15 protein-coding genes are annotated in these 20,781 nt (G+C 72.6%); 10 read left to right on the forward strand and 5 right to left on the reverse strand.

The genetic code is table 11. The annotated features are described in order from the left end of the window. The first annotated feature begins 22 nt into the window (after positions 1-22). The 3 genes from ABZU32_RS19550 (at position 23) to ABZU32_RS19560 (ending at position 2,607) form a co-directional block, all read left to right on the forward strand. Positions 23-925: a TIGR03619 family F420-dependent LLM class oxidoreductase gene (locus ABZU32_RS19550; RefSeq protein ID WP_354923962.1), complete on the forward strand. Its 903-nt coding sequence runs from the start codon at positions 23-25 to the stop codon at positions 923-925. A gap of 160 nt (positions 926-1,085) precedes the next feature. Then, positions 1,086-1,868 carry an HAD-IIA family hydrolase gene (locus ABZU32_RS19555; RefSeq protein WP_354836279.1) on the forward strand — a complete coding sequence of 261 codons (783 nt, stop codon included), beginning with the start codon at positions 1,086-1,088 and terminating at the stop codon, positions 1,866-1,868. A gap of 100 nt (positions 1,869-1,968) precedes the next feature. Beyond that, positions 1,969-2,607 carry a hypothetical protein gene (locus ABZU32_RS19560; RefSeq protein ID WP_354923964.1) on the forward strand — a complete coding sequence of 213 codons (639 nt, stop codon included), beginning with the start codon at positions 1,969-1,971 and terminating at the stop codon, positions 2,605-2,607. Between the two features lie 35 nt (positions 2,608-2,642). On the opposite strand, the gene arfB is transcribed toward ABZU32_RS19560, so the two are convergent. Further along, complete coding sequence (gene arfB, locus ABZU32_RS19565; RefSeq protein ID WP_354836275.1) at positions 2,643-3,068, reverse strand: alternative ribosome rescue aminoacyl-tRNA hydrolase ArfB; 426 nt, start codon at positions 3,066-3,068, stop codon at positions 2,643-2,645. Positions 3,069-3,288: 220 nt separating this feature from the next. On the opposite strand from arfB, the gene ABZU32_RS19570 reads away from it, so the two are divergent. The 4 genes from ABZU32_RS19570 (at position 3,289) to ABZU32_RS19585 (ending at position 6,893) form a co-directional block, all read left to right on the forward strand. Further along, positions 3,289-4,140 (forward strand): hypothetical protein, encoded by an 852-nt coding sequence (locus tag ABZU32_RS19570; protein WP_354923966.1) that lies wholly within the window; start codon positions 3,289-3,291, stop codon positions 4,138-4,140. A gap of 19 nt (positions 4,141-4,159) precedes the next feature. Continuing rightward, entirely contained in the window at positions 4,160-4,756 is a 597-nt protein-coding gene (locus ABZU32_RS19575; protein WP_354923968.1) for an HAD family phosphatase, read from the forward strand. 106 nt (positions 4,757-4,862) lie between these two features. Next, on the forward strand, positions 4,863-5,135 hold the full coding sequence (locus ABZU32_RS19580) for a GlsB/YeaQ/YmgE family stress response membrane protein (RefSeq protein WP_354923970.1): 273 nt from the start codon (positions 4,863-4,865) through the stop codon (positions 5,133-5,135). A gap of 192 nt (positions 5,136-5,327) precedes the next feature. Next, positions 5,328-6,893: an alkaline phosphatase D family protein gene (locus ABZU32_RS19585; RefSeq protein WP_354923972.1), complete on the forward strand. Its 1,566-nt coding sequence runs from the start codon at positions 5,328-5,330 to the stop codon at positions 6,891-6,893. Between the two features lie 15 nt (positions 6,894-6,908). Here the strand turns inward: ABZU32_RS19585 and ABZU32_RS19590 are convergent, their stop codons facing one another. From ABZU32_RS19590 to ABZU32_RS19600, 3 genes are all read right to left on the reverse strand, one after another. Further along, positions 6,909-11,912: a hypothetical protein gene (locus ABZU32_RS19590; protein ID WP_354923974.1), complete on the reverse strand. Its 5,004-nt coding sequence runs from the start codon at positions 11,910-11,912 to the stop codon at positions 6,909-6,911. A gap of 18 nt (positions 11,913-11,930) precedes the next feature. Then, positions 11,931-12,260 (reverse strand): trypco2 family protein, encoded by a 330-nt coding sequence (locus ABZU32_RS19595; RefSeq protein WP_354923976.1) that lies wholly within the window; start codon positions 12,258-12,260, stop codon positions 11,931-11,933. 204 nt (positions 12,261-12,464) lie between these two features. Next, positions 12,465-13,901 (reverse strand): FG-GAP repeat protein, encoded by a 1,437-nt coding sequence (locus ABZU32_RS19600; protein ID WP_354923978.1) that lies wholly within the window; start codon positions 13,899-13,901, stop codon positions 12,465-12,467. A gap of 235 nt (positions 13,902-14,136) precedes the next feature. Between ABZU32_RS19600 and ABZU32_RS19605 the strand changes: the two genes are divergently transcribed. Then, positions 14,137-17,529 (forward strand): phosphodiester glycosidase family protein, encoded by a 3,393-nt coding sequence (locus tag ABZU32_RS19605; protein ID WP_354923981.1) that lies wholly within the window; start codon positions 14,137-14,139, stop codon positions 17,527-17,529. On the opposite strand, the gene ABZU32_RS19610 is transcribed toward ABZU32_RS19605, so the two are convergent. Then, the gene (locus tag ABZU32_RS19610; protein ID WP_354923983.1) at positions 17,498-18,214 is read right to left on the reverse strand and encodes an ATP-binding protein; all 717 of its coding nucleotides are present in this window, start codon (positions 18,212-18,214) and stop codon (positions 17,498-17,500) included. The two genes, ABZU32_RS19605 and ABZU32_RS19610, sit on opposite strands and share 32 nt — an antisense overlap. A 251-nt stretch (positions 18,215-18,465) precedes the next feature. On the opposite strand from ABZU32_RS19610, the gene ABZU32_RS19615 reads away from it, so the two are divergent. Both ABZU32_RS19615 and ABZU32_RS19620 read left to right on the forward strand, forming a co-directional pair. Then, positions 18,466-19,833, forward strand: a complete 1,368-nt coding sequence (locus tag ABZU32_RS19615) for a helix-turn-helix transcriptional regulator (protein WP_354923985.1) — start codon at positions 18,466-18,468, stop codon at positions 19,831-19,833. After that, complete coding sequence (locus ABZU32_RS19620; protein WP_354923987.1) at positions 19,830-20,741, forward strand: aminoglycoside phosphotransferase family protein; 912 nt, start codon at positions 19,830-19,832, stop codon at positions 20,739-20,741. The genes ABZU32_RS19615 and ABZU32_RS19620 overlap by 4 nt, the downstream gene beginning before the upstream one ends. The last annotated feature ends 40 nt before the right edge of the window (positions 20,742-20,781 follow it).

Genomic DNA, 20,781 nt, shown 5'->3' on the forward strand with positions numbered 1-20,781 from the left:
GCGTGCTGCGTAGGGTGGGACCATGAGGATCGGTTTCGGAGTGCCCGTCTCGGGCTCGTGGGCGACGCCCGCCAACATGCTCCGCGTGGCGCGGCGCGCCGAGGAGCTCGGCTACGACTCGCTGTGGACCTTCCAGCGGCTGCTCTACCCGGTCGGTCACCCCATGGGGTCGGTGTACCGCAGCGTCCAGGATCCCCTGATCACCCTGGCTTACCTCGCCGGGGTCACCGAGCGCGCGCGCCTCGGGGTCGCCGTGCTCAACATGCCGTTCTTCTCGCCCGCCCTGCTGGCCAAGCAGCTCGCCACGCTGCAGCAGGTGTCGGGCGGGCGGCTGGAGGCCGGGCTCGGCCTGGGCTGGCTCCCCGAGGAGTTCGTCGCCTCGGGGGTGCCGATGCGGGCCCGGGGGCGGCGCGCCGTGGAGTACCTCCAGGTGCTGCGGCGCTTCTGGCAGGACGACATCGTCTCCCACAAGGGGGAGTTCTACGAGGTGGCGCCGTCCCATCAGGATCCGAAGCCCTCGCCGGTGCCGGTGCTGCTCGGCGGCACGGCCGAGGTGGCGCTGCGGCGGGCGGGCGAGCTGGCCGACGGGTGGATCAGCTCCAGCCGAGCCGATCTGGCCGCGATCGATGACCAGATCTACATTGTAAAGGACGCGGCCCGGGCCGCCGGGCGCGACCCCGAGGCGCTGCGGTTCGTCTGCCGCGGCGTCACCAGGGTCCGCCAGGCGGGGCAGGACGATCGCGCGCCCCTGACCGGGTCCCTGGAGGAGATCCGCGCGGACGTCGCCGCGCTGGCCGCCACCGGGGTCACCGAGCTCTTCCACGACCTCAACTTCGACCCGGAGATCGGCGACCCGGAGGCCGATCCGGCCGCCTCGATGCGCCGCGCCGAGGAGGCCCTGGAGGCCCTGGCCCCCGGCGCCTGAATCACGTCTCACGACACGCCCTCGTAGGGGTCCCGAAGCGTCCGCATGACTCCCGGGCCGGGGGCGACGCCACCTGTTCAGCGCCCGTCAGGTGAAGGAGGGGCCGGCACCTGTCATCCTGGGGGCGTACGCACAGAAGACGCCCGAACGCGGGGGAACGGTGAACGAGCGCAAGCCGATCGAATGCTGGCTGTCGGACATGGACGGCGTCCTCGTCCATGAGGGGAGCCCCGTGCCCGGGGCGGACGAGTTCATCCGCAAACTGCGCGACTCGGGCAAGCGGTTCCTCGTGCTGACCAACAACTCCATCTACACCCCGCGCGACCTGTCGGTGCGGCTGCGCGGCGCCGGGCTGGAGGTGCCGGCCGAGTCGATCTGGACTTCCGCGCTGGCCACGGCCCGCTTCCTTTCCGACCAGCGGCCCGGCGGGACGGCGTACGTGATCGGCGAGGCGGGCCTGACCACGGCCCTGCACGAGGTCGGGTACATCCTCACCGACACCGCGCCCGACTACGTGGTGCTCGGCGAGACCCGCACCTACAGCTTCACGGCGATCACCAAGGCCATCCGGCTCATCGACGCGGGCGCCCGCTTCATCGCCACCAACCCCGACGCGGTCGGCCCGTCCAACGAGGGCTCGCTGCCCGCCTGCGGGGCGGTGGCCGCGATGATCACCAAGGCGACGGGCGTCGAGCCGTACTTCGTGGGCAAGCCGAACCCGATGATGATGCGCAGCGCCATCAACGCCATCGACGGGCACAGCGAGAGCACCGCCATGATCGGCGACCGGATGGACACCGACATCGTGTCGGGCATGGAGGCCGGGCTGCACACCATCCTCGTCCTCACCGGCGTGACCGCCAAGGACCAGGTGGACCGCTACCCGTTCCGCCCCTCGCGCGTGGTGAACTCCGTCGCCGACCTGATCGAGCTGGTCGACTGACTCCGTTCCCGGTGCGCCGTCCCGATGGCGGCGCACCGGGTTCGCCGGAATGCCGGAATGACTGCCATGTCCTGTCAGGCTCAGGGGGCAGGATGACGGCATGACCGACGTCTATCTTGAGATCGGCCCCAAAAGGGTTTTCGCGTGTGCCTGCGACTGGCCGGGGTGGTGCCGCGTCGCCAAGGGCGAGGAGGCCGCCCTGGAGGCGCTGGCCGAGTACATACCGCGCTACCGGGTGATCGCCGATCGGGCCGGGCTGCCGTTCGAGCCTGACGCCTTCACCGTCGTCGAGCGGGCGCCCGGCGGCACCACGACCGACTTCGGCGCGCCCGAGGCCATCCCCGCGATCGACGCCCGGCCGGTCGACGCCGCGACGGCCGAGCGCGACGCGGCGCTGCTGCGGGCCGCCTGGTCGGTGTTCGACGAGGTCGCCGCGGCCTCGCCGGAGGAGCTGCGCAAGGGGCCGCGCGGCGGCGGGCGCGACCGCGACAAGATGGTCGCGCACGTCGTGGAGGCCGAACGGTCCTACGCGCGCAAGATCGGCGTGCGGCACAAGCCGTTTCCGATGGCCGACCTCGCCGCGCGCGACGCGCTGCGCGAGGACATCGCCGCGGTGCTGGCCGAGCCGTCCGGCGGCTGGTCCCGCGAGGCCGGCGGCTGGCCCGCCCGGTACGCGGCCCGGCGGATGGCCTGGCACGTCATCGACCACATCTGGGAGATGGAGGACCGCCGGCTCTGACGGAGCCACCGGCACCCCCGGCGCGTCCGGGGGGATCAGTGGTCGTCGGTGCGGCGCAGGCGCTTGATGTCGGAGCGGTGCTTCTTGGCCGTGATGCGCCGCTCGACGGCGCCGCGCGAGGGCTTGGTGGCCCGCCGCTTGGCGGGCGGGGGCGCGACGGCCTGCTCCAGCAGGTGGGTCAGGCGCACCCTCGCGGCCTCGCGGTTGCGCAGCTGCGAGCGGTACTCCGAGGCCGTGATGGTGATGACGCCGTCCACCAGGCGCGGGGCCAGCCGTTCCAGCGCGCGCGCCTTGAGCGGCGGCGCCAAGGCTTCGGTGGCTCCGAGGTCGAAGCTCAGCTCGACCCGGCTGTCGGTGGTGTTGACGCCCTGCCCGCCGGGCCCCGAGGAACGCGAGAAACGCCAGGAGAGCTCGGCCTCGGGGATGACGACCGAGCCGCGGACGTGAAGGGGACCGGGCATACTCCCAGCGTAGCCGCCGGCCCCTGCCGAGGATCAACTGGTTTGTGGCCTGCTTTCCGGTTGGTCAGTGTGTTGTGGCGTCGCGGGAGTCGCTTGCGAAGATCGCAGGGCTGGAGCACAGTGTCCCTGTACTGCGGGGGATCGCGGGGGCCGGCGCGATCGGGCCCCTTTCCAGGGACGACGCGGCCGGGCCGTGCGTCGTGACAGGGGAGGCCGTCCGGTGGCGGGCATCGTGGGGGTTCACGGCATCGGCAAGTACCGCTACTTCCTTGAGGCCGGTTCGGCGCAGGGGGCGGCCGAGACGATGCGGGCCAAGTGGAACCGTTACCTGCACCAGGGGCTGCACGGCGGCGTGCCGTACGCGGGCCAGTCCTACGTCGGCGAGGTGGCCTACTACGCCCATCTGCTGCGCGAGGAGGCGCCGCCCGCGACCAAGCGCGACCTGCGCAAGATGGACCCGGCCTCCCAGCTCGTGCTCGCCGGGTGGATGGAGCAGATGGGCGGGGTCGGCACGCGGGCGGGGGAGACGCTCACCGGAGTGATCCACCGCTTCGCCGAGTGGCTGCTGATGCGGCTCGGGCCCAAGGCCAAGGACTTCGCCGAGGACTTCTGCCCCGAGGTCGCCGCCTACCTCGCCGGGGCGGACGCCGCGGCCCGGGTGCGCTCGCGCGACGCCGTGGCCGACGCGGTCCGCCGCAACCGGCCCAAGGTGCTCATCGCCCACTCGCTGGGCAGCGTGGTCGCCTACGAGGCGCTGTGCGCCCACCCCGAGCTGTCGGTGGAGCTGTTCATCACGCTCGGCAGCCCGCTGGCCATGCGCAACGTGGTGTTCGAACGGCTGCAGCCGCTGCCGTCGGCCGGGCGGGGCCGGCGCCCGGCCGGGGTGACCCGGTGGGTCAACATCGCCGACAAGGACGACATCGCCGCCATCCCGGGCCGGCTGAAGAAGTTCTTCGACGGGGTCACCAGCGACGAGACCGTCAACATAAACTGGGCCGACTTCCACACCGTGCGCAACTATCTGGCCTGCGGCGCGGTCAACGAGCACGTGCGCCCTTACGTCGCGTCCTGATTTGGGTAGGATCGCGATCATGAAGTGGGTGCTCTTCGACTACGGGGAAGTGCTGTGCCACGCGCAGCCCGCGGCCGACCGCGAGCGGATGGTGCGGACGGCGGGCGTCGACGCCGACCTGTTCTGGCGCGGCTACTGGGAGCACCGGCTGGAGTTCGACCGGGGCACCCTGACGCCGGGCGCCTACTGGTCGGAGGTGCTGGACCGCCGCGCGCGCGACGCCGAGGTCGAGCGGCTGGTGGAGCTGGACGTCCAGAGCTGGACCCACGCCAACCAGGACGCCGTCGCGCTGCTGGAGGAGTTCCGCGCGTCCGGGCGGCCGGTGGCGCTGCTGTCCAACGCCCCCGCGTGCCTGGCCGAGGGCGTCGAGCGGCTGCCCTGGATCGCTTCCATGGACGCCCGCTTCTACAGCGGCCACATGGGTCTGGTGAAGCCGGACGCCGAGATCTACCTGAGGGTGGCCGTGGCGCTCGGGGTCCGTCCTGAAGACGTGGTCTTCGTGGACGACCGGCTGGTGAACGTCAACGGGGCCGAGTCCGCCGGCATGACGGCCATCCACTTCCACGACGCCGAGACGCTGCGCGCCGACCTCAAGGTGGCCCTCAGCGGGTCCTGACCCACATGTCCGTAACACGCCGCTGTTCCATGCCCTGACCTGCGCCGACGTATCGGAGGTTCCGTATACGGGAATAAGTGTGACAACCGAATAACGGAGGGTGAAGATGCATGTAGGCGGCATAATCAGCGCCATCGTCGTCGGCCTGGTGATAGGCGCGCTCGCGCGGCTTCTCATCCCCGGACGGCAGAACATCCCGATCTGGCTGACCATCGTCATCGGCATCATCGCGGCCCTCATCGGCACCGCGATCGCCGGCGGCCTGGGAGTCGCCAACACCCGAGGCATCGACTGGATCGAACTGATCCTGCAGATCATCCTCGCCGTCATCGGCGTCCTGATCGCCAGCGCCCTGTGGAGCAGACGCAAAGTGACCTGATCCGCCGGGCCTCCCCCCTCGCCCGATTCGGGGGCGAACCCGGAGACTTCGCCTGGAATGCCGGAACCGGTCGCCTGGTCGTCGGCGGGTGTTCAATCACGGTGGGTAATCCGCCCACCTGGCCCGAAGGTGTTCACGCGGGCGACATCCGGCACTCGCCTGCAGGTCAGCCGAGCCGTCTGCACTTGCGGCGTGGACCACAAGCCGTCACGCAGAGCGTTCCTGATCGCCGCCACCGCCGCGGGAGCCGGTGGCCTGCTGTCATCCGCGTCCGCCGTCGCCGCGAGCGCGGCGCCCGCCGGCCGCGCCGCACGGGACCCGTTCACCCTGGGCATCGCCTCCGGCGACCCGGCGGCCGACGGGTTCGTGCTGTGGACCCGCCTCGCCCCCGAGCCCCTCGCCCCCGACGGGCACGGCGGCATGCCGTCCCGCGACGTCGAGGTCGGCTGGCAGGTCGCCGCCGACGAGCGCTTCCGCCAGGTGGTGCGCACGGGGACGGCGACCGCCCGCCCCGGCTCGGCCCATTCGGTGCACGTCGAGTTGCAGGGACTGCAGCCGGGCCGCGAGTACTTTTACCGCTTCCGCTCCGGCGGTCACCTGTCGGAGGCCGGGCGCACCCTCACCGCGCCGGCCCCCGGCACCGCGGAGACGTCCTTCACCTTCGCGGCCGTCTCCTGCGCCCAGTACGAGCACGGCTACTACACCGCCTACCGGCGGATGGCCGAGCAGCACCCCGACCTGGTCGTCCACCTCGGCGACTACATCTACGAGTACTCCGGCGGCATCTACACCGCCGCGCAGGGCAACGTGCGCGAGCACGCCGGAGGCAAGCTGCAGACCCTGGCCGACTACCGGCTTCGGCACGCGCAGTACAAGACCGACCCGGACCTGCGGCTGGCCCACCTCAACAGCCCGTGGCTGGTGATCTTCGACGACCACGAGGTGGAGAACAACTGGGCCGGCGACAACCCCGGCACGCTCGTCCCGGACTTCGCCACCCGCAAGGCGGCCGGATTCCAGGCGTACTACGAGAACATGCCGCTGCGCAGGTCCGCGGTGGCGCGCGGGCCGCGCATCAAGATCAACCGTACGGTGGCGTGGGGTTCCCTGGCGACCTTCCACCTGCTCGACAGCCGCCAGTTCCGCGACGACCAGCCCTGCGACGACGGCATGCGCTCCGGTTGCGACGAGCGCCTCGGCCAGGAGCGGGTCATGCTCGGGGACGAGCAGATGAAGTGGCTGGCCGGCGGGCTGCGCTCGGCCCCGGCCGCCTGGAACCTCATCGCCCAGCAGGTCATCGTCGGCCAGCGCGACTACCACCTCGGCCCCGGCCGCGAGCTCAACGTGGACGCCTGGGACGGCTACCCCGCCGAGCGCGACCGCCTGCTGCGCACCCTGACGGGCGCCGCGACCGGCAACCCGGTCGTGCTCACCGGCGACGCCCACGTGGCCTCGGCCTCCGACCTGCTGGCCGACTTCGACGATCCCGACTCCGAGCGGGTCGGCGTCGAACTGGTCGCCACCTCCATCTCCAGCGACGGCGACGGCTACCACGACGCCGCCAGGGACGCCGCGCTGCTGGAGGAGAACCCGCACCTGAGGTTCGTCAACGAGCGCCGCGGCTACATCATGTGCCAGGCCACGCCGCAGGAGCTCAGGGCCGACTTCCGCACCCTCGACTACATCAGCCGCAAGGGCGCCCCGGCCCGCACCGCCGCCACCTTCACCATCCCCGCCGGCGAGCGCGCCCTCACCTGAGGCCGTTCGTGTCGCTCACGCCAGGTGGAGCAGCGCGGCGACCGCCGACACCACAGGCAGGGGGACCAGGACGCCCATGACGGCACCGAGGAGAAGTACTCCGCGCCGGTGCAGCATGGGGAGGTGGCCGAGGAACACACGCGATATCAGCAGCCCGATGATGCCACTGAGGACCGGCAACAGCGCTCCGGTGCACAACACGTCCCAGCCGAGCGCGGCGAGGAGCGAGGCGAGGAAGCCACCGAGCCAAGGGCGGTCCTGTGCTTCCGTCGAATGCAGGCGGGGGAAGCGGAATGCGTTCACCATGGCGTTTCCCCACGCCAGCGGCGAGCCTCGCCGGACTAGCGGGTGACCCTGCGGTGCGTGCGTCTCGACGGAGAGCATGCCGATCACGACCACGGCGGTCGGCGCCGCGATCGCGGCGCGGATGAGCGGCTCCCAATCGGTGTTCAGGGCACAGGCAGCGGTCAGGAGAGCCCCGAGGACCGTCCAGTGCCGGAGCCAGACGTCTCGCAGGCGGTACGGGGTGAACACGTCCGACCACATTACGTATGCCGCGTACGACCCCGCGGGCATCAGCCAGGTGATGCCCGTGGCAAGACAGGCCAGGGCGAGACAGGCGGCGGCCGCCACCCACGGCAGCCAAGAGAGAGCGGCCCGTGGTGCTCGGTCTTCCTCACCGGCGGGCGGCAACGGATGGTCGTCGAGCACGCTGGTCCACTCGGTGGGCAGGTCGCCCGGCGCATCCTCGGCGCTGGACGCCGGCCGGTATGGCGGCAAGCCGGGCAACTCCATGGCGACCACACCGGCTCCGGTCCCGATGAGCAGGGTCGTGTCGTGCTGCATGAGACCTGAGACCGGTGCTCCGAGCATGACGGTGAAGGGGCGGGGAGGGTCGGCTTCGGCGATGCCGAAGAGGCTCAGACGTCCCTCGCGGCCGCCCACGACCACGCCGGCGCCGGACTGGCCACGCACGAGCAGCATGTCCGTCACCCGCTCGTCGAAACGGCCGATCATCAACGGCGGTCGGCGGGTGCTCACCCAGCCGACCCATATCGCACCGGTCTGATCATCGGCGCTGATGGCCAGCACCTCGCCGTCCAACTCCGCCAGGCGCACGCTGTGGGGTGTGCCGCGGTCATGCGCGAGGACCACCCGGGGGGAGCTGTCATCTTGCCGCAGCACGCTGACCAACCGTCCGCTGGAGCCGGTCACCAGCAGGACGTTCCTCGAATGGAGGCGCAACATGAGGAAACGGCTGATCGGTTCGTCATGCGAGTACAGCACGGCCGGCGGCCTGGGAGGACCGTCGAGCCGGGTCAGGTACAGGTTGTGCTCCTCCACGGTGATCTCGAACTCCCGGCCTCCCTCCCACATGAAGCAGTTCACGCCTGCCAGGGTGAGACGCACATCGTGGTGCGCGCGCACGGTGTGCGGCAGCTTCCGCAGCGCCCGGCGGGTCAGTGGTCTGATGCTCGAGGCGAAGCGATCCCAGTGGTAGTCGATGCCCTCGATGAAGTCCTCGGGCTGGGGGGATCCCCGCAGCCGCCAAGCGGTCATCATGACTGCTCCCCGGGGATCGCTCTCGGGTTGGTAGCGCAGCAGCAGCACTGCGATACCGTCACCGGTCTGACCGAGCATCATGCTCCATACGTGCCGGTACATCGACATGCCCGGCGACCGAGACGTGCCGCCCAGGCGGTGCACCAGCACACTGGCGGCATGGGTCCGTGTGTGAGCGCTGGCCAGGACGACCTGACCGTCGGACACGACGTGGGCCAGGGCCGTCAGCTGCGCCTCGTGGCGCGCCGGTCGCAAGACATGGTCCGCTGGAGCCTCGATCGGCACGAGCCGGATGTCATTTCCTGACCAGCTGACGCAGATCGCCGACGCGTCGCCGTCCAGCTTCTGCACGGCGGCAAGCTCCCAGTCGCCATGACCGAGGGAATGGACGTCGGATACGTCCAGGTCGGTGTCCCGGTCCAGGTACACGGTGCGGAGGACACCCTCCCCGGACACGTACAGAAGTGCCGGCCGCTCCCCGATCACGGTCAAGGTGAGATCACTGACCCCATCGTCGGCGGTGAGCGACGGCCGCGCCCTTGGACCGCATCGGTCGTCGGCGAGCACGAAGATGTGACCCGCAAGGTCCGCCGCGACCGTGCGCACCTCCGGGTGGACGCTGATCGCCACGGCCACGATGCGCCGCCTCAGGCACGCATGGCGTTCATGGTCGGTGAGAGGTCTGCCCAATTGGGCGGCATAGGCGCGCACTTGATCGGTGTCATCGTCCTTGTCGTCGTCCAGCAGCAACCGGGGTGGGGGAGTGTGCGGCGGTCCCGGGCGGTCCTGCGTCGCCGGTATGTCCGAGCGGTACACCGTGCCGGTCTCGCAACCGCTCAGCACCATGATGTGTCCGTCCGCGATGGCATGGGCCATGGCCGTGACGCGACCGGGATGCCGTACGAGCAACCGGGGAGCCGGGAGATCCGAGTCGGCGTCGAGCCGCGTCACCCACACCTCCTGGCCCCAGGCGGCGACCAGGACCGCCCCGTCTTCAGTCGGCGCGACGAACGACAGGATTCGCATCTCCTGCCAGACGAAGTACGCGGAAGGGGGCAACTGAACCGCACGAGATGGCCCAGCGCCGCTGAGCGCCGTCACGCGGACACCTCCCGTGGGGTCAATGCTGACGACGTGCGTTTCGCCGGCCAGCTGGACGGCTCGCAGATATTCCACCCGCCGGCCATGGCGGTGCAGCGAACGCGGCCGCGGGCGCCCCTCCGCGCTGATCGCCAGCACCTGGCCCTTCTCGTCACCGGCCAGCAGTACCAATGAGCCCTCCACGTGCGCCATGGCGAGGGCGCTGATGGGCGCCGAGTCCGTGAGCACCCGCTGACTCATGTCGGGAGTGTGCCAGAACGTCCATCGCGTCCGCGGTCTCCGGCGTGGAGACGCCTCCGCGAAGCGGGCGGCGAGCCGGTGGTCACCGTTCTGGTGGGCCGTCAGCTCCATCTGGCTGAGCCGCTCCTCGGGGGCCATGGCGTGGAGTGCGCCCGATTGAGTCCGGAGGATGCCGAAAAGCCTGCGGGCATCTTCGTCCGGTATCGAACGCAGCGCGTCGGCCATGATGTAAGGGTCCACGTGACTCAGGACACCGGGGTGCAGCAGCTGTGAGTGACGGAGCACCAGGTCGGTGAGATAGCCGTCGAGGCGTCCGCCGAAGGAAGGGTGGTGGGCGACGCGAGCGCAGACGGTGAACAGGTGGCCGATCTGCCGCGGGGTCGCCGCAGTGAGCAGTTCGTCGCCGAGCAGGTCAGGGGTTATGAGCAGGTGGCCGCCTATGAACCTCTCCGCCAGTCGGTCAGGTTCCAGGCCGCCCCAGGCGCGGCCGTCGGAGGGGGGATACAGCGCCCTGACCCAGTTCCGTATGTCGCGCGGATCGCCGGACCGCCCTCTCAGCGCGGGTACATGCCGCAGAAGCAGGTCGGCGGTGGCCTCATCGTCGGCACCGAACAACAGCGCGATGGCCAGCACGTCCTCCAGATCGGTCCCGCTGAGTGGCGGACGCAGTTCCCGTGCGGACCGGGACCAGTAGTGGCGTTCATGGCGCAGCAGCCGATCCTCCTCCACGGTCTCGATGGCGGTGGTAGCGGGCTCGGCGGGCGGTTTGCACTTGTCGAGCAGGTCGGCCAGGGCGTTGACATGCAGCGTCAGCGCTGTGACAGGCCCAGAATGCTCCTGGTCGGCGGCGGAGAGCCGATCGGCGACAGGCCGCCAATCATAGGTCCGGTAGTCCGGCATGGTGGCCAGGGCACGGGCGTAGTCGGAGACGGCCTGCCGGTAGGCGTCGGCCCGGCCGGCCGGGCTCTCGTCCACCTCGGTCAGTTCCTCGGCGAGAGCGCCGAGCGTGAGGTGCTCGAATTCGCGGCCGAGGTTGTCCCACCACGGTCCGGCGCCGCGGGCGAGCAACAGCATGCGTACCGGTACGTCGCCACGGTGCTGCGCCAGGGCGCGTATGGCCGCTGTGAGTTGTTCGCTGCGGGTTTCGGCGTAGTCGATGATCAGCAGGAGCGGGACGGCGACGTCGCCCAGCACGTCGAAGCTCTCGGCGGGGACGTCGTGACGCAGCCACAGCGTGACCCAACGCCGGTCGGCCAGGCGCCGGCCGAGTTCATGCGCGACGCGCGTCTTGCCCTGGCCTCCACGACCGTGCAAGAGCCATGCGGCGGTCCCGGCCTGCCGGCTCCAGTCGAGTAATCGGCCCATGAGCCGCTCTCGGCCGCGAAAGTCCGCCACATGCGCACGGGCTCGCAACAACGCCGTCGGCGACTCGCCCACTGGCGGTTCCAGGTCGGCGAGGTGGTACATCTCAGCCGGTTCCAGGTCGAAGTCCGCTCGGCCGTGGTCGGCGAGCACCCGGCGGAAGTCCCGGTCCTGGTGCAGCACGTACATCGGTACGGCCTCCAGGTGCGCATGGCGGCCGCCCGCCAGGTCCGCGGTGATCACACCCGTCAGCAGGCGGCCGCAGAACATCGCCGCCCCGGACAGACCGGACCACGGCGACTCGGCGGCGTCCGTGGGTGCGGGCGGCACCGTGGCCAGGCTCATCACGTATCGATCGGCCACGTAACGGTCCCCCGGATTCAGCGTCCCGGCCGGCTGCGCGGTCTCCGCGGGACGGCCCGGCCGCTGCACCCAGGCGGGGAACCCCCACGCCGTACAGGCGATGCCGGGCCGGTCGGTGACCACCCGTCCCCACCGCGGCGGCGATCCGGCCGGGGAGGACCAGGCTGTGGCGTCCACCCGGATCAGTGCCGCGTCGTCACGCCCGCCCGCCGTGCCACGCCACACCACCACTCCTCGGCATTCGGGCTGCGCGGCGACGGCCGCCACGGTCACGTGCCCGTCGATCGGCGGAGTGACGTGCGCGGAGGTCAGCACCAGCCGCGGTGCCACGAGATAGCCCGAGCCACGGCGTCCCTGGTACCGCACCGCCACGATCCGGCCGGCCTGCATCCCGGCTCCTGATCGGCGTCAGCGGCCGAGGTGACCGGCGGCGCCGTCCGCGTCCGGCCACTCCCTGGTCGCGGCGGAGATCTGCAGGTCTCCACCGTCGGGGCGCTTCGGGGTGAGCGTGACCTTCACGCGGTGAGTCCTGGCTCGCGCCACCCCTATCTGTGTGTCGGCGGAGAGCACCCAAGCCTTGAAGCCCGCCTTGGCCTGGGCGTCAGCGCGCAACTCGAGCATGAACTCCATCTCGATCGGACCAACGACGAACGCGAGCTCCTCGCGGGTGCCTCGTGTGGCGGCATCCAGCAGTTCCTCACGAACCGCGGCCACCGCGTCGGCCAACTCGATGTCCATACGCCCTGCCCACCTTCCACCGCGACGGTGCTCCCCACACCGTCCATCTGCTTTCAGGGTTGCCGACACAGGTCCGCCCGGCAATGCGATGGGCGTACAAACCCTCCGACCATTTTCGACCGGGCGGTCAGGACGGGGTTCAGCATCCGGGTCGCACGTTTCGCGACGAGGTCCGGCCGCCTTCCGCAGCGCCTCACCTGGGGGTCACGGGCTCACGGCGAAGCCGAACAGGCCGGCTGGGTGGCCGGTGAGGGTGCGGGCGGCGCCGGTGCGCAGGCCGGTGTAGGAGCCCTTGCGGACCGAGGAGGGGACCAGGGTGACGCGCCCGCTTCCTGGAGAGCCGACGGCGAGGCCGGCGCCGGTGACGGCCACCGAGGAGCCGTACAGGTCGCCCGGGTGCCCCGCGCGGCCCGTCAGGACCACCGCGTGCTTGGCGGTGAGGCCGCCGGTGCGGGTGCCGGGCAGGACCAGGACGCGGTCGCCGCCGGGCAGGCCGATGGCCAGTTCGGCGTCGCCGTCCCCGTTGAGGTCGCCGGCGGCCAGGGCCGAGCCGAGCCGGTCGGTGTTGAGGCTCCTGCCCCGGATGCCCTTGGTCTTGCGCGACCAGAACTCGCCGCCGACCGCGCTGAGGCCCCGCCGCGTCCCGTACAGGACGTGCACGCCGCCGTTGCCGTACATCGGCCCGTCCTGGAAGGCGTCCAGGCCCTCGCCGGGCACGCCGATGGCCAGGTCGTCGCGGCCGTCGCGGTCGAAGTCGCCGGCGGCGAGCGCCGCGCCGAAGTCGTCCCACTTCTCGGCCTCGCCGGGCACTCCCGGGCTGTTCTGGGTGTACATGCCGGTCTGGCGGGCGCGCAGGTCGACGATGGTGACCGACCCGCCACCGGAGGTGGTGGTGCCGACGGTGTCGGCAGGGGCGCCGACCGCGAGCTCCGCCCTGCCGTCGCCGTCGAAGTCGCCGGCCGCGACGGCGGCGCCGAACTGGTCGCTCTCGAGGTGGTCCTGCGCGACCCACGACGTGGCCTGGGTGAGGAGCGTCCCCCTGCCCTTGGGGTCGCGTCCCTTGAGGCCGAACACCCCCACTCCGCCGCCCTCCGACAGGCCGGGGATGCCGACGACCAGCTCGTCGTCCCCGTCGCCGTCCAGGTCGCCGGCGGTCAGCGCGGCGCCGAACCGGTCGGTGTCGCGGTCGCGGCCGAGGCGGGTCACGTCCAGCGTCCCGGCCGGCTTCAGGCCGCCCGCGGAGCCGTAGAGCAACTGGACCACGCCGTTGCCGTCGGCGCCGTCGGGGACGGGGGTGCCGGCGAACTCCTCCGACGCGCCGATCGCCAGGTCGGCGCACCCGTCGCCGTCGAAGTCGCCGGAGGCCACCGCCGAACCGAAGGAGTCGCCGCGCTCGGGCTCGCCCGGGATGCCGTGCCTGCCCTGGGCGAGGACGGCGGTGCGGTCGGCGCCGCGGTACAGCGTCACCGTGCCCGCCCGGCGCCGCCCGTCCACGGTGTCGTACGGCGCCGCCACGACCAGGTCGGCGGCGGCGGCGCACGCGGCGCGGGAGGCGGCGGCCTCGGCGGCGGGCTGGTGCATGACGGGGACGACCACGAGGGTCGCGGCGGTGAGCAGGCGGAACGCGCGCGAGGCACTCATGCTCCGGATGGTCCCCGCCTGCCAGGACATCCGCCCTACCGCAGCGTGAAGTCCCCGCGTCGGTCGTCTGAACGGCGTGTCCACTGATCCGGAAGCCCATTGTCAGGACCGCGGGGAACCTCTACAACTTGATCGTCACGAAGTTCGTCGAGACGTCATCGGTATGTCATGACATGGACCCGAGATCAGCTCCGTGCCTGTCTACCTTCATGCCCGTTCGTACTTGGAGGTAGTAATGCGTAGTTTGGCGCGCGCCGTCGTCGTGGCGCTGGCCATCGGCCTTCCCGGGCTGGTCCAGGCGACCGCGTACGCGGGAGACCACGGAGCCGGGGGGACGCGGCCCGACTACCACACGACCGTGCCGGGGGAGTCGGTCGAGGCCGGCCGCACCGACCGCACCATCGCGCCCGGGGTCGTGCTGACGAGTTTCGACACCTTCGGCCGCGACGGCTGGACCCGGGCGCACGTCCTCAACGCCGACCTGTCGGGCCCCGGCGTGGACGTCGGGCTCGTGGGCGGCAGGCTCACCGAGACCCGGCCGCTGTCGGAGTCGGCCGACGCCCGCGGCGCCGTGGCCGCCGTCAACGGCGACTACTACGAGATCAACAACACCGACGCGGTCATCGGGCCAGAGGTCAGGGACGGCGAGCTGCGCAAGGCCACCGCCGACGCCCGCACGGTCGCCGCCGTCGGCGAGGACAAGGTGGCCCGGCTGGCGAGCGCGCTGCTGGAGGGCGACGTCACCGTCGCCGGCACCTCGCACCCCGTCGCGAACCTCAACTCGCCGTCCTTGCCGGCGAACGCCGTGTCGGTCTTCACCGACCAGTGGGGCCCGGCCGCGCGCACCCTGATCGGCCACTCGGGGGCCATCACCGAACTGGTCGTCGCCGCGGGCGCCGTCGCCGCGGTCGCCGACACGGTCACGGCCACCCCCGTCCCGGACGGCGGGCTGGTCGTCGTCGGCCAGGGCACCGCCGCGGTCGCGCTCGCCGCCGCCAAGCCCGGCGACCCGGTCACGCTGGACGTCGCCCTGCGCACCGACTCCCCGGCCAAGCTGCGCACGGCGCTCGGCAGCGGCGAGGTGCTCGCGCGTGACGGCCAGGCCATCGACTTCCCGCCCTCCACCGGCAACGACGCGCCCAAGCCCCGCACCGCCATCGGCTGGTCGCAGGGCGGCAGGCGGCTGCTGCTGGTGACGGTGGACGGCTCGGCCAACTTCTCGGCCGGCCTGAGCTTCGACGAGACCGCCAGGCTGCTGGTGCGGCTCGGCGCCCGCGAGGCGTTCATGCTCGACGGCGGCGGCTCCTCCGACCTGGTCGCCCGCACCCCCGGCGGCGGCCGCGTCAGCGTGGTCAACACCCCCTCCGACGGCGGCGAGCGCTCCATCCCGAGCGGCGTCGGCCTGTTCACCGCCAAGGGCTCCGGCAGGCTCACCGGCCTGTCGGTGCGCACCCCCGCGGACCGGGTGTTCCCCGGCCTCACCCTGAAGGTGTCGGCCGCCGGGTACGACGAGACCTACGCACCCGCCGGCCTCGGCCGCGAGCGGGTCGCCTGGGAGGCGGGCCGGCTCGGCGCGGTGCGCGGCGGCCTGCTGCGCGCCGCGCGGCCCGGGCAGGGCGAGGTGAGCGCCCACGCCGGCCGGGCCCGCGGCCGGGCGCGGGTGCGCGTGCTCGGCGAGCTGGCCACGGCCGGGTTCACCGTCCCGAGCCTGACCCTGGAGAGCGGCGACTCGGCCGTGGCCGGGGTGCGCGGGTACGACGCCGACGGCTTCGGCGCGCCGGTCGCCGTCCGCGACCTCACCCTCGACTACGACAAGGCCGTGGTGAAGGTCGAGCCCCGGGACGACGGCTCGTTCACCATCACAGGACTGGACGCGCCTGGGGGGACGGCCACCGTCGTCACCGCCACCGTCCAGGGCAAGTCGGCGCGGCTGCCCGTCGTGGTCGGGCTCAAGCGCGCGTCGCTCGCCGAGTTCGAGCCCGCAGAGAGCTGGGGGGTCTCCACCGCCAAGGCCACCGCCACCGTGGCGTCCGTGGACGCCGCCGACCGGCCGGGCGCGCCCGCGGGCAACCAGGCTCTCGCGCTGCGTTACGACTTCGCCGGCACCTCGGGCACCTCCGCCGCCTACGCCGTCGCCAAGCCCGCGGCCCTCACCCTGCCGCACGGCACCCGGCGCATCGGCGTGTGGGCCTACGGCGACGGAAAGCGGCACTGGCTGCGCGCCACGCTGCGCTCGCAGGGCACCACGAACGTGCCGTTCACCTTCGCCCAGGTCGTCGACTGGACCGGCTGGAAGTGGGTCGAGGGCACGCTGCCCGCGGGCTTCTCCGAGCCGCTCACCCTCACCAACGTGTACGTCGTGGAGACCTCCAACCTCGCCAAGGACGCGGGCGAGATCAGGTTCGACGGGCTCACCGCCCTGGTCGGCCAGGAGGTCACGCCCGAGACGGCCATCGGGTCCGACCCGTTCGTCCTTGAGCAGAAGGGCGTCGGCGCGGGCCGCTGGCGCTTCGCCGTCATGTCCGACCTGCACGTCAGCGCCGCCGCCGGGCCGTCCTCGTTCCCGGCGCGGCAGGCCGCGGCGGCGCTGAGGCAGGCGGTCGCCGCCGAGCCCGACTTCATCGTCGTCAACGGCGACTTCGTGGACAACAACGCGCCGGCCGACATCGCCTTCGCCGAGCAGGTGCTCAAGGACAACGTCCCCGCCGGCGTCCCGGTGTACTGGACGCCGGGAAACCACGAGTCGGGGGCCACCGCCACCGGCACCCTGGACGCCTTCCTGGCCACCGGCCGCCCCGCCCATCAGGTCTTCGACCACAAGGGCACCCGCTTCGTGCTGATGAACACCACGCTCGGCGGGCTGCGCGCCTCCGACTGGACGCAGGTCCCCGCGCTCCAGCAGGAGCTGGCCAGGGCCGCGAAGGACCGCTCGGTGAAGTCGCTCGCGGTCCTCTTCCACCACCCGTTGCACGACCCCTCCGGCGCCGGCGGCTCGCAGTTCGCCGACCAGCTCGAGGCCGGGCTGATCGAACGGTGGCTGGCCGGGTTCCGCGAGAGCGCGGGCAAGCCGGTGGCGCTGTTCACCGGGCACGCCCACACCGCGGCCGTCACCCGGGTGGACGGCGTGGCCGAGGTCACCACCCCGGCCGTCGGCAAGACCCCCTACAGCTCGCCCGACAAGGGCGGCTTCCTCGGCTGGATGCTGGTCGGCGTGGACGCCACGCCGGGCAGGGTCGAGGCGGGCCTGCCCAGCCCCGGCACCCGTGACTGGCTGACCGCGCGGGTCAACCCGCTGTTCGACGAGCTCACTCTGACCGCGCCCGGCACGCTCGCCGCCGGCGCGAGCGCCGAGGTGTCGGCCACCGGCGCCAACACCGGCTTCGGCCTGACCTTCCCGCTGCGCTACCCGGCCAGCGTCACCTGGAGCGGCGACCGGGCCCTCGCGGTGGCCGGCTCCGCCGAGGACGCGCGGGACGCGGCCCGCGACCACCGCGTGGTCGCGGTGCTCGACCTGTCCAGCGGCCGGCTCACCGCCGTCCGGGCCGGACGCGCCACGCTCACCGTCGCCTCCGCCGACCGGTCGGCCTCGGCCACCGTCACGGTGACGGGGGCGCCGAAGCCCCGCTGACCGCGACGGCGGGGGCGGGCAGGGCGAAGGCCACGGCCTTGCCCGCCCCGCCGCCGGCGGACATCGTCGTCGGGTAGGCGTAGCAGTGCCCGTTGGACAGCCGGTGGGCCAGCAGCAGCCCGCGGCCGCTCTCGGAGAACGGCGCGAGGTCCACGACCTCCGGCCCAGGGCCGGCGGCCCGTCCGGGGCCCTCGTCCTCCCCGTGGCCCGCGGCCCGTCCGGGGTCGTCGTCCTCCCCGAGGCCGAGGGCCCGTCCGGGGTCGTCGGCCTCTCCGGGGGCGTCGTCGTCCTGCTGCAACCCGGCCAGGACGGCGGCGACGTGGCCGAGGTCGCGCCCGCCGTCCACCACCTCGCACCACATCGGGATGCCGCTCAGGCAGTGGACGCGCACCTCGTACGGCCCGCGCGCGTGGGTCTCGGAGTTGGCGGCGAGCTCGGCCACGATGATCTCGGCGTCGCCGATGTCGTCGCCGTGCACTCCCGCCGCGGCCAGCACCTCGCGCACGGCCGCCCGGGCGCAGCGCGAGGCCGACCCCGCCCGCAGCGTCGTGACCACGACCTGGAAGGCGTCCTCGGCGGGCGAGGGGGCATAAGGCGCGCACGGGTGGTCACCCGGCCGCCGCTCCCGCGCCAGGACCCCGGTGCGGTGGTGAGCCTCCTGTGGGACGGGCTGCTCGGCGCGCATGAGCTGATCACTCCTTGGCATGTCGACCGTTGTGCCGGCGGAGGAAGCGCGCGGTGATCCCCCCGAGGTTGGCCTCCATGCTGCGGGAGCGGCGCGGGAGACGGGGAGCCGCCCCACCGATACCCATCCCGGGTCTGCCGCGATCGCCCGAGCCGATCAGCCCGGGCGATCGGTCCGACCGTTATCCCCACCGAAACCCATGGTCACCTGGTTACCTGAGAGGCCAGCGCAGCCCACCGTGGAAGGTTTGCATGAACGTCACTCAGCCGAGTGAGCAGGCGATCAGCTTCGCCGTCTGGGAACGTCCCCAAATGCGGCAGGCGCTGGCGGGGCGCGACATCGCCACCGTCTACCTGCTCCTGCAGCGCGTCGGCATCTCCCAGCGGCGCATCGCGGCGCTGACCGGGCAGTCCCAGTCCGAGATCTCCGAGATCCTCAACGGCCGCCAGGTCATGGCCTACGACGTGCTCGTCCGCATCGCCGACGGGCTCGGCGTGCCGCGCGGCTACATGGGCCTGGCCTACGACGACGGCACCCATCTCGTGGCCGTGCCGGCGCCCGGCGGGCACGACGACGACCTGGACGAGGACGAGCAGGTCCGCCGGCTGCTGGCCCACGCCGCGCAGGTGACCATCGGCGCCGCGGTGGCCTGCGCCGACGACTGGCGCCGGCCGCTGGCCCGCGTCGACACCCCCACCCCGGGGCGCATCGGCGACGCCGAGGTCGACCAGGTCGAGAGCGTCACCCGGTCGCTGCGCGCGCTGGACTACCGCTACGGCGGAGGCGTGTGCAGGGACGCGGTGGTCGCCCAGCTCACCTGGTCGCAGGCCCTGCTGCGCGCCTCCTGCTCCGAGCGGGTCGGGCGCCGTCTGCACCGCGCCCTGGCCGACCAGCACAACCTCGCGGGGTGGACCTCCTTCGACGTCGGCCTGCACGGCGCCGCCCGCCGCCACCTGGCCCGGGCCCTGGAACAGGCCAAGCACGCCGGCGACTCCTCCCTGGCCGCGAACATCCTGTACCGGATGGGGCGGGTCCACCTGCACCTGCGGCGGGTGGAGGACGCGCTGCGGTTCTTCCAGCTCGGCCAGATCTGCGCCCAGGACGCCAGCTGCGAGCTGACCGTCGCCCTGCTGTGCGCCAACGAGGCGTGGGCCTACGCGCTGCTCGGCGACGAGCGGCTGGCGACCAAGTCCATCAGCCGGGCCCGTGACGAGTTCAACCGCGCCAGCACCGACGAGGCGCCCGGCTGGGTGCGGTTCTTCACCGAGGCCGACCTGATGGCCGCGAGCGGCATGACCTACCTGGGCCTGGCCGAGGCCGACGCCCGCCACCTGCCCAGAGCCGCCGAGCTGCTGTCGGGCAGCGTGCGGCGGCGCGAGCCCGAGATGGCGCGCAGCAAGGTGTTCGAGCTCATCGGCCTGGCCACCGTGCGGCTGCTGCTCGGCGAAATGGACGACGGCCTGGCCGACGGGCGCGAGGCGGTCGAGTTGATCACCCAGATCAGGTCCGTGCGCACGATCGACCGTCTCGCGCCCCTGGAGGCCGCCGCGGCGGCCCGGCCGGACAGCTCGGACGCCCGCGACCTGCGCCGGCGCATCGCGGAGCTGCGCGCCGTATGAGCCTCACCACAGTCGACGCCTCCGGCGGGCTCACCAGGGACAACCTCCACTTCCTGCTCGGCGCCCTGCACGCCGAGACGGGCCTGGACCCCGCGGGGGCCCAGCTGATCAAGTTCACCAACAACGCCGTCTTCCGGCTGCGCACGGCTCCGGTCGTGGTGCGCGTGGCCGGGTCCACCGCCGCGCGCGACCGGGTCCCGCTGGTCGTGCGGGTGGCCCGCTGGCTGCGGGACCACGACTACCCGGCGGTGCGCCTGCTGTCCGGGCTCGAGCAGCCGCTGCGGCTGCACGGCCAGATGATCACGCTGTGGGAGGACGTCCCCGAGGTCGGCCCCCGCCCGGACGGCGCCGCCCTGGCCGTCCTGCTCAGGCGCCTGCACCGGCTCCCCGGCCCGCCCGCCGGCCTGCCGCCCTGGCGGCCGATGCGCGAGGTGCGCCAGCGGCTGGCCGAGCCCGAGGACCTCGGCGCCGCCGACCACGCGTTCCTGCTGCGCGAGTGCGACGAGGTGGAGGAGCAGCTCGCCGGGTTGCGCTTCGCGCTGCCGCCCGGCGTGATCCACGGCGACGCCTTCCTCGGCAACGTCATCGCCGGACCTCGCGGCCCGGTGCTGTGCGACTTCGACGGCACCGGCGTCGGCCCGCGCGAGTGGGACCTGGCGCCGGTGGCCGTCGGGCGGCTGCGGCTGGACTACGCCACCGACGACCACGCCCTGCTGGCCGAGCACTACGGCGTGGACGTCACCGCCTGGGAGGGCTTCCCGGTGCTGCGCCGGCTGCGCGAGCTGAAGCTGGTCACCAGCGTGCTGCCGATCCTGCGCAGCAACCCGGCGATCCGCATCCAGTGGGAGCACCGCATGCGCACCTTCCGCGCCCGCGACCTGACCACCCGGTGGCAGCCCTACCGCTGAGGCGGGACGATCCCCGCGCGGCGGCGCCGCCGCCGCGCGC

The organism is Sphaerisporangium sp. NPDC005288 (assembly GCF_040607475.1).
GTDB classification, from domain to species: Bacteria; Actinomycetota; Actinomycetes; order Streptosporangiales; family Streptosporangiaceae; genus Sphaerisporangium; species Sphaerisporangium rhizosphaerae.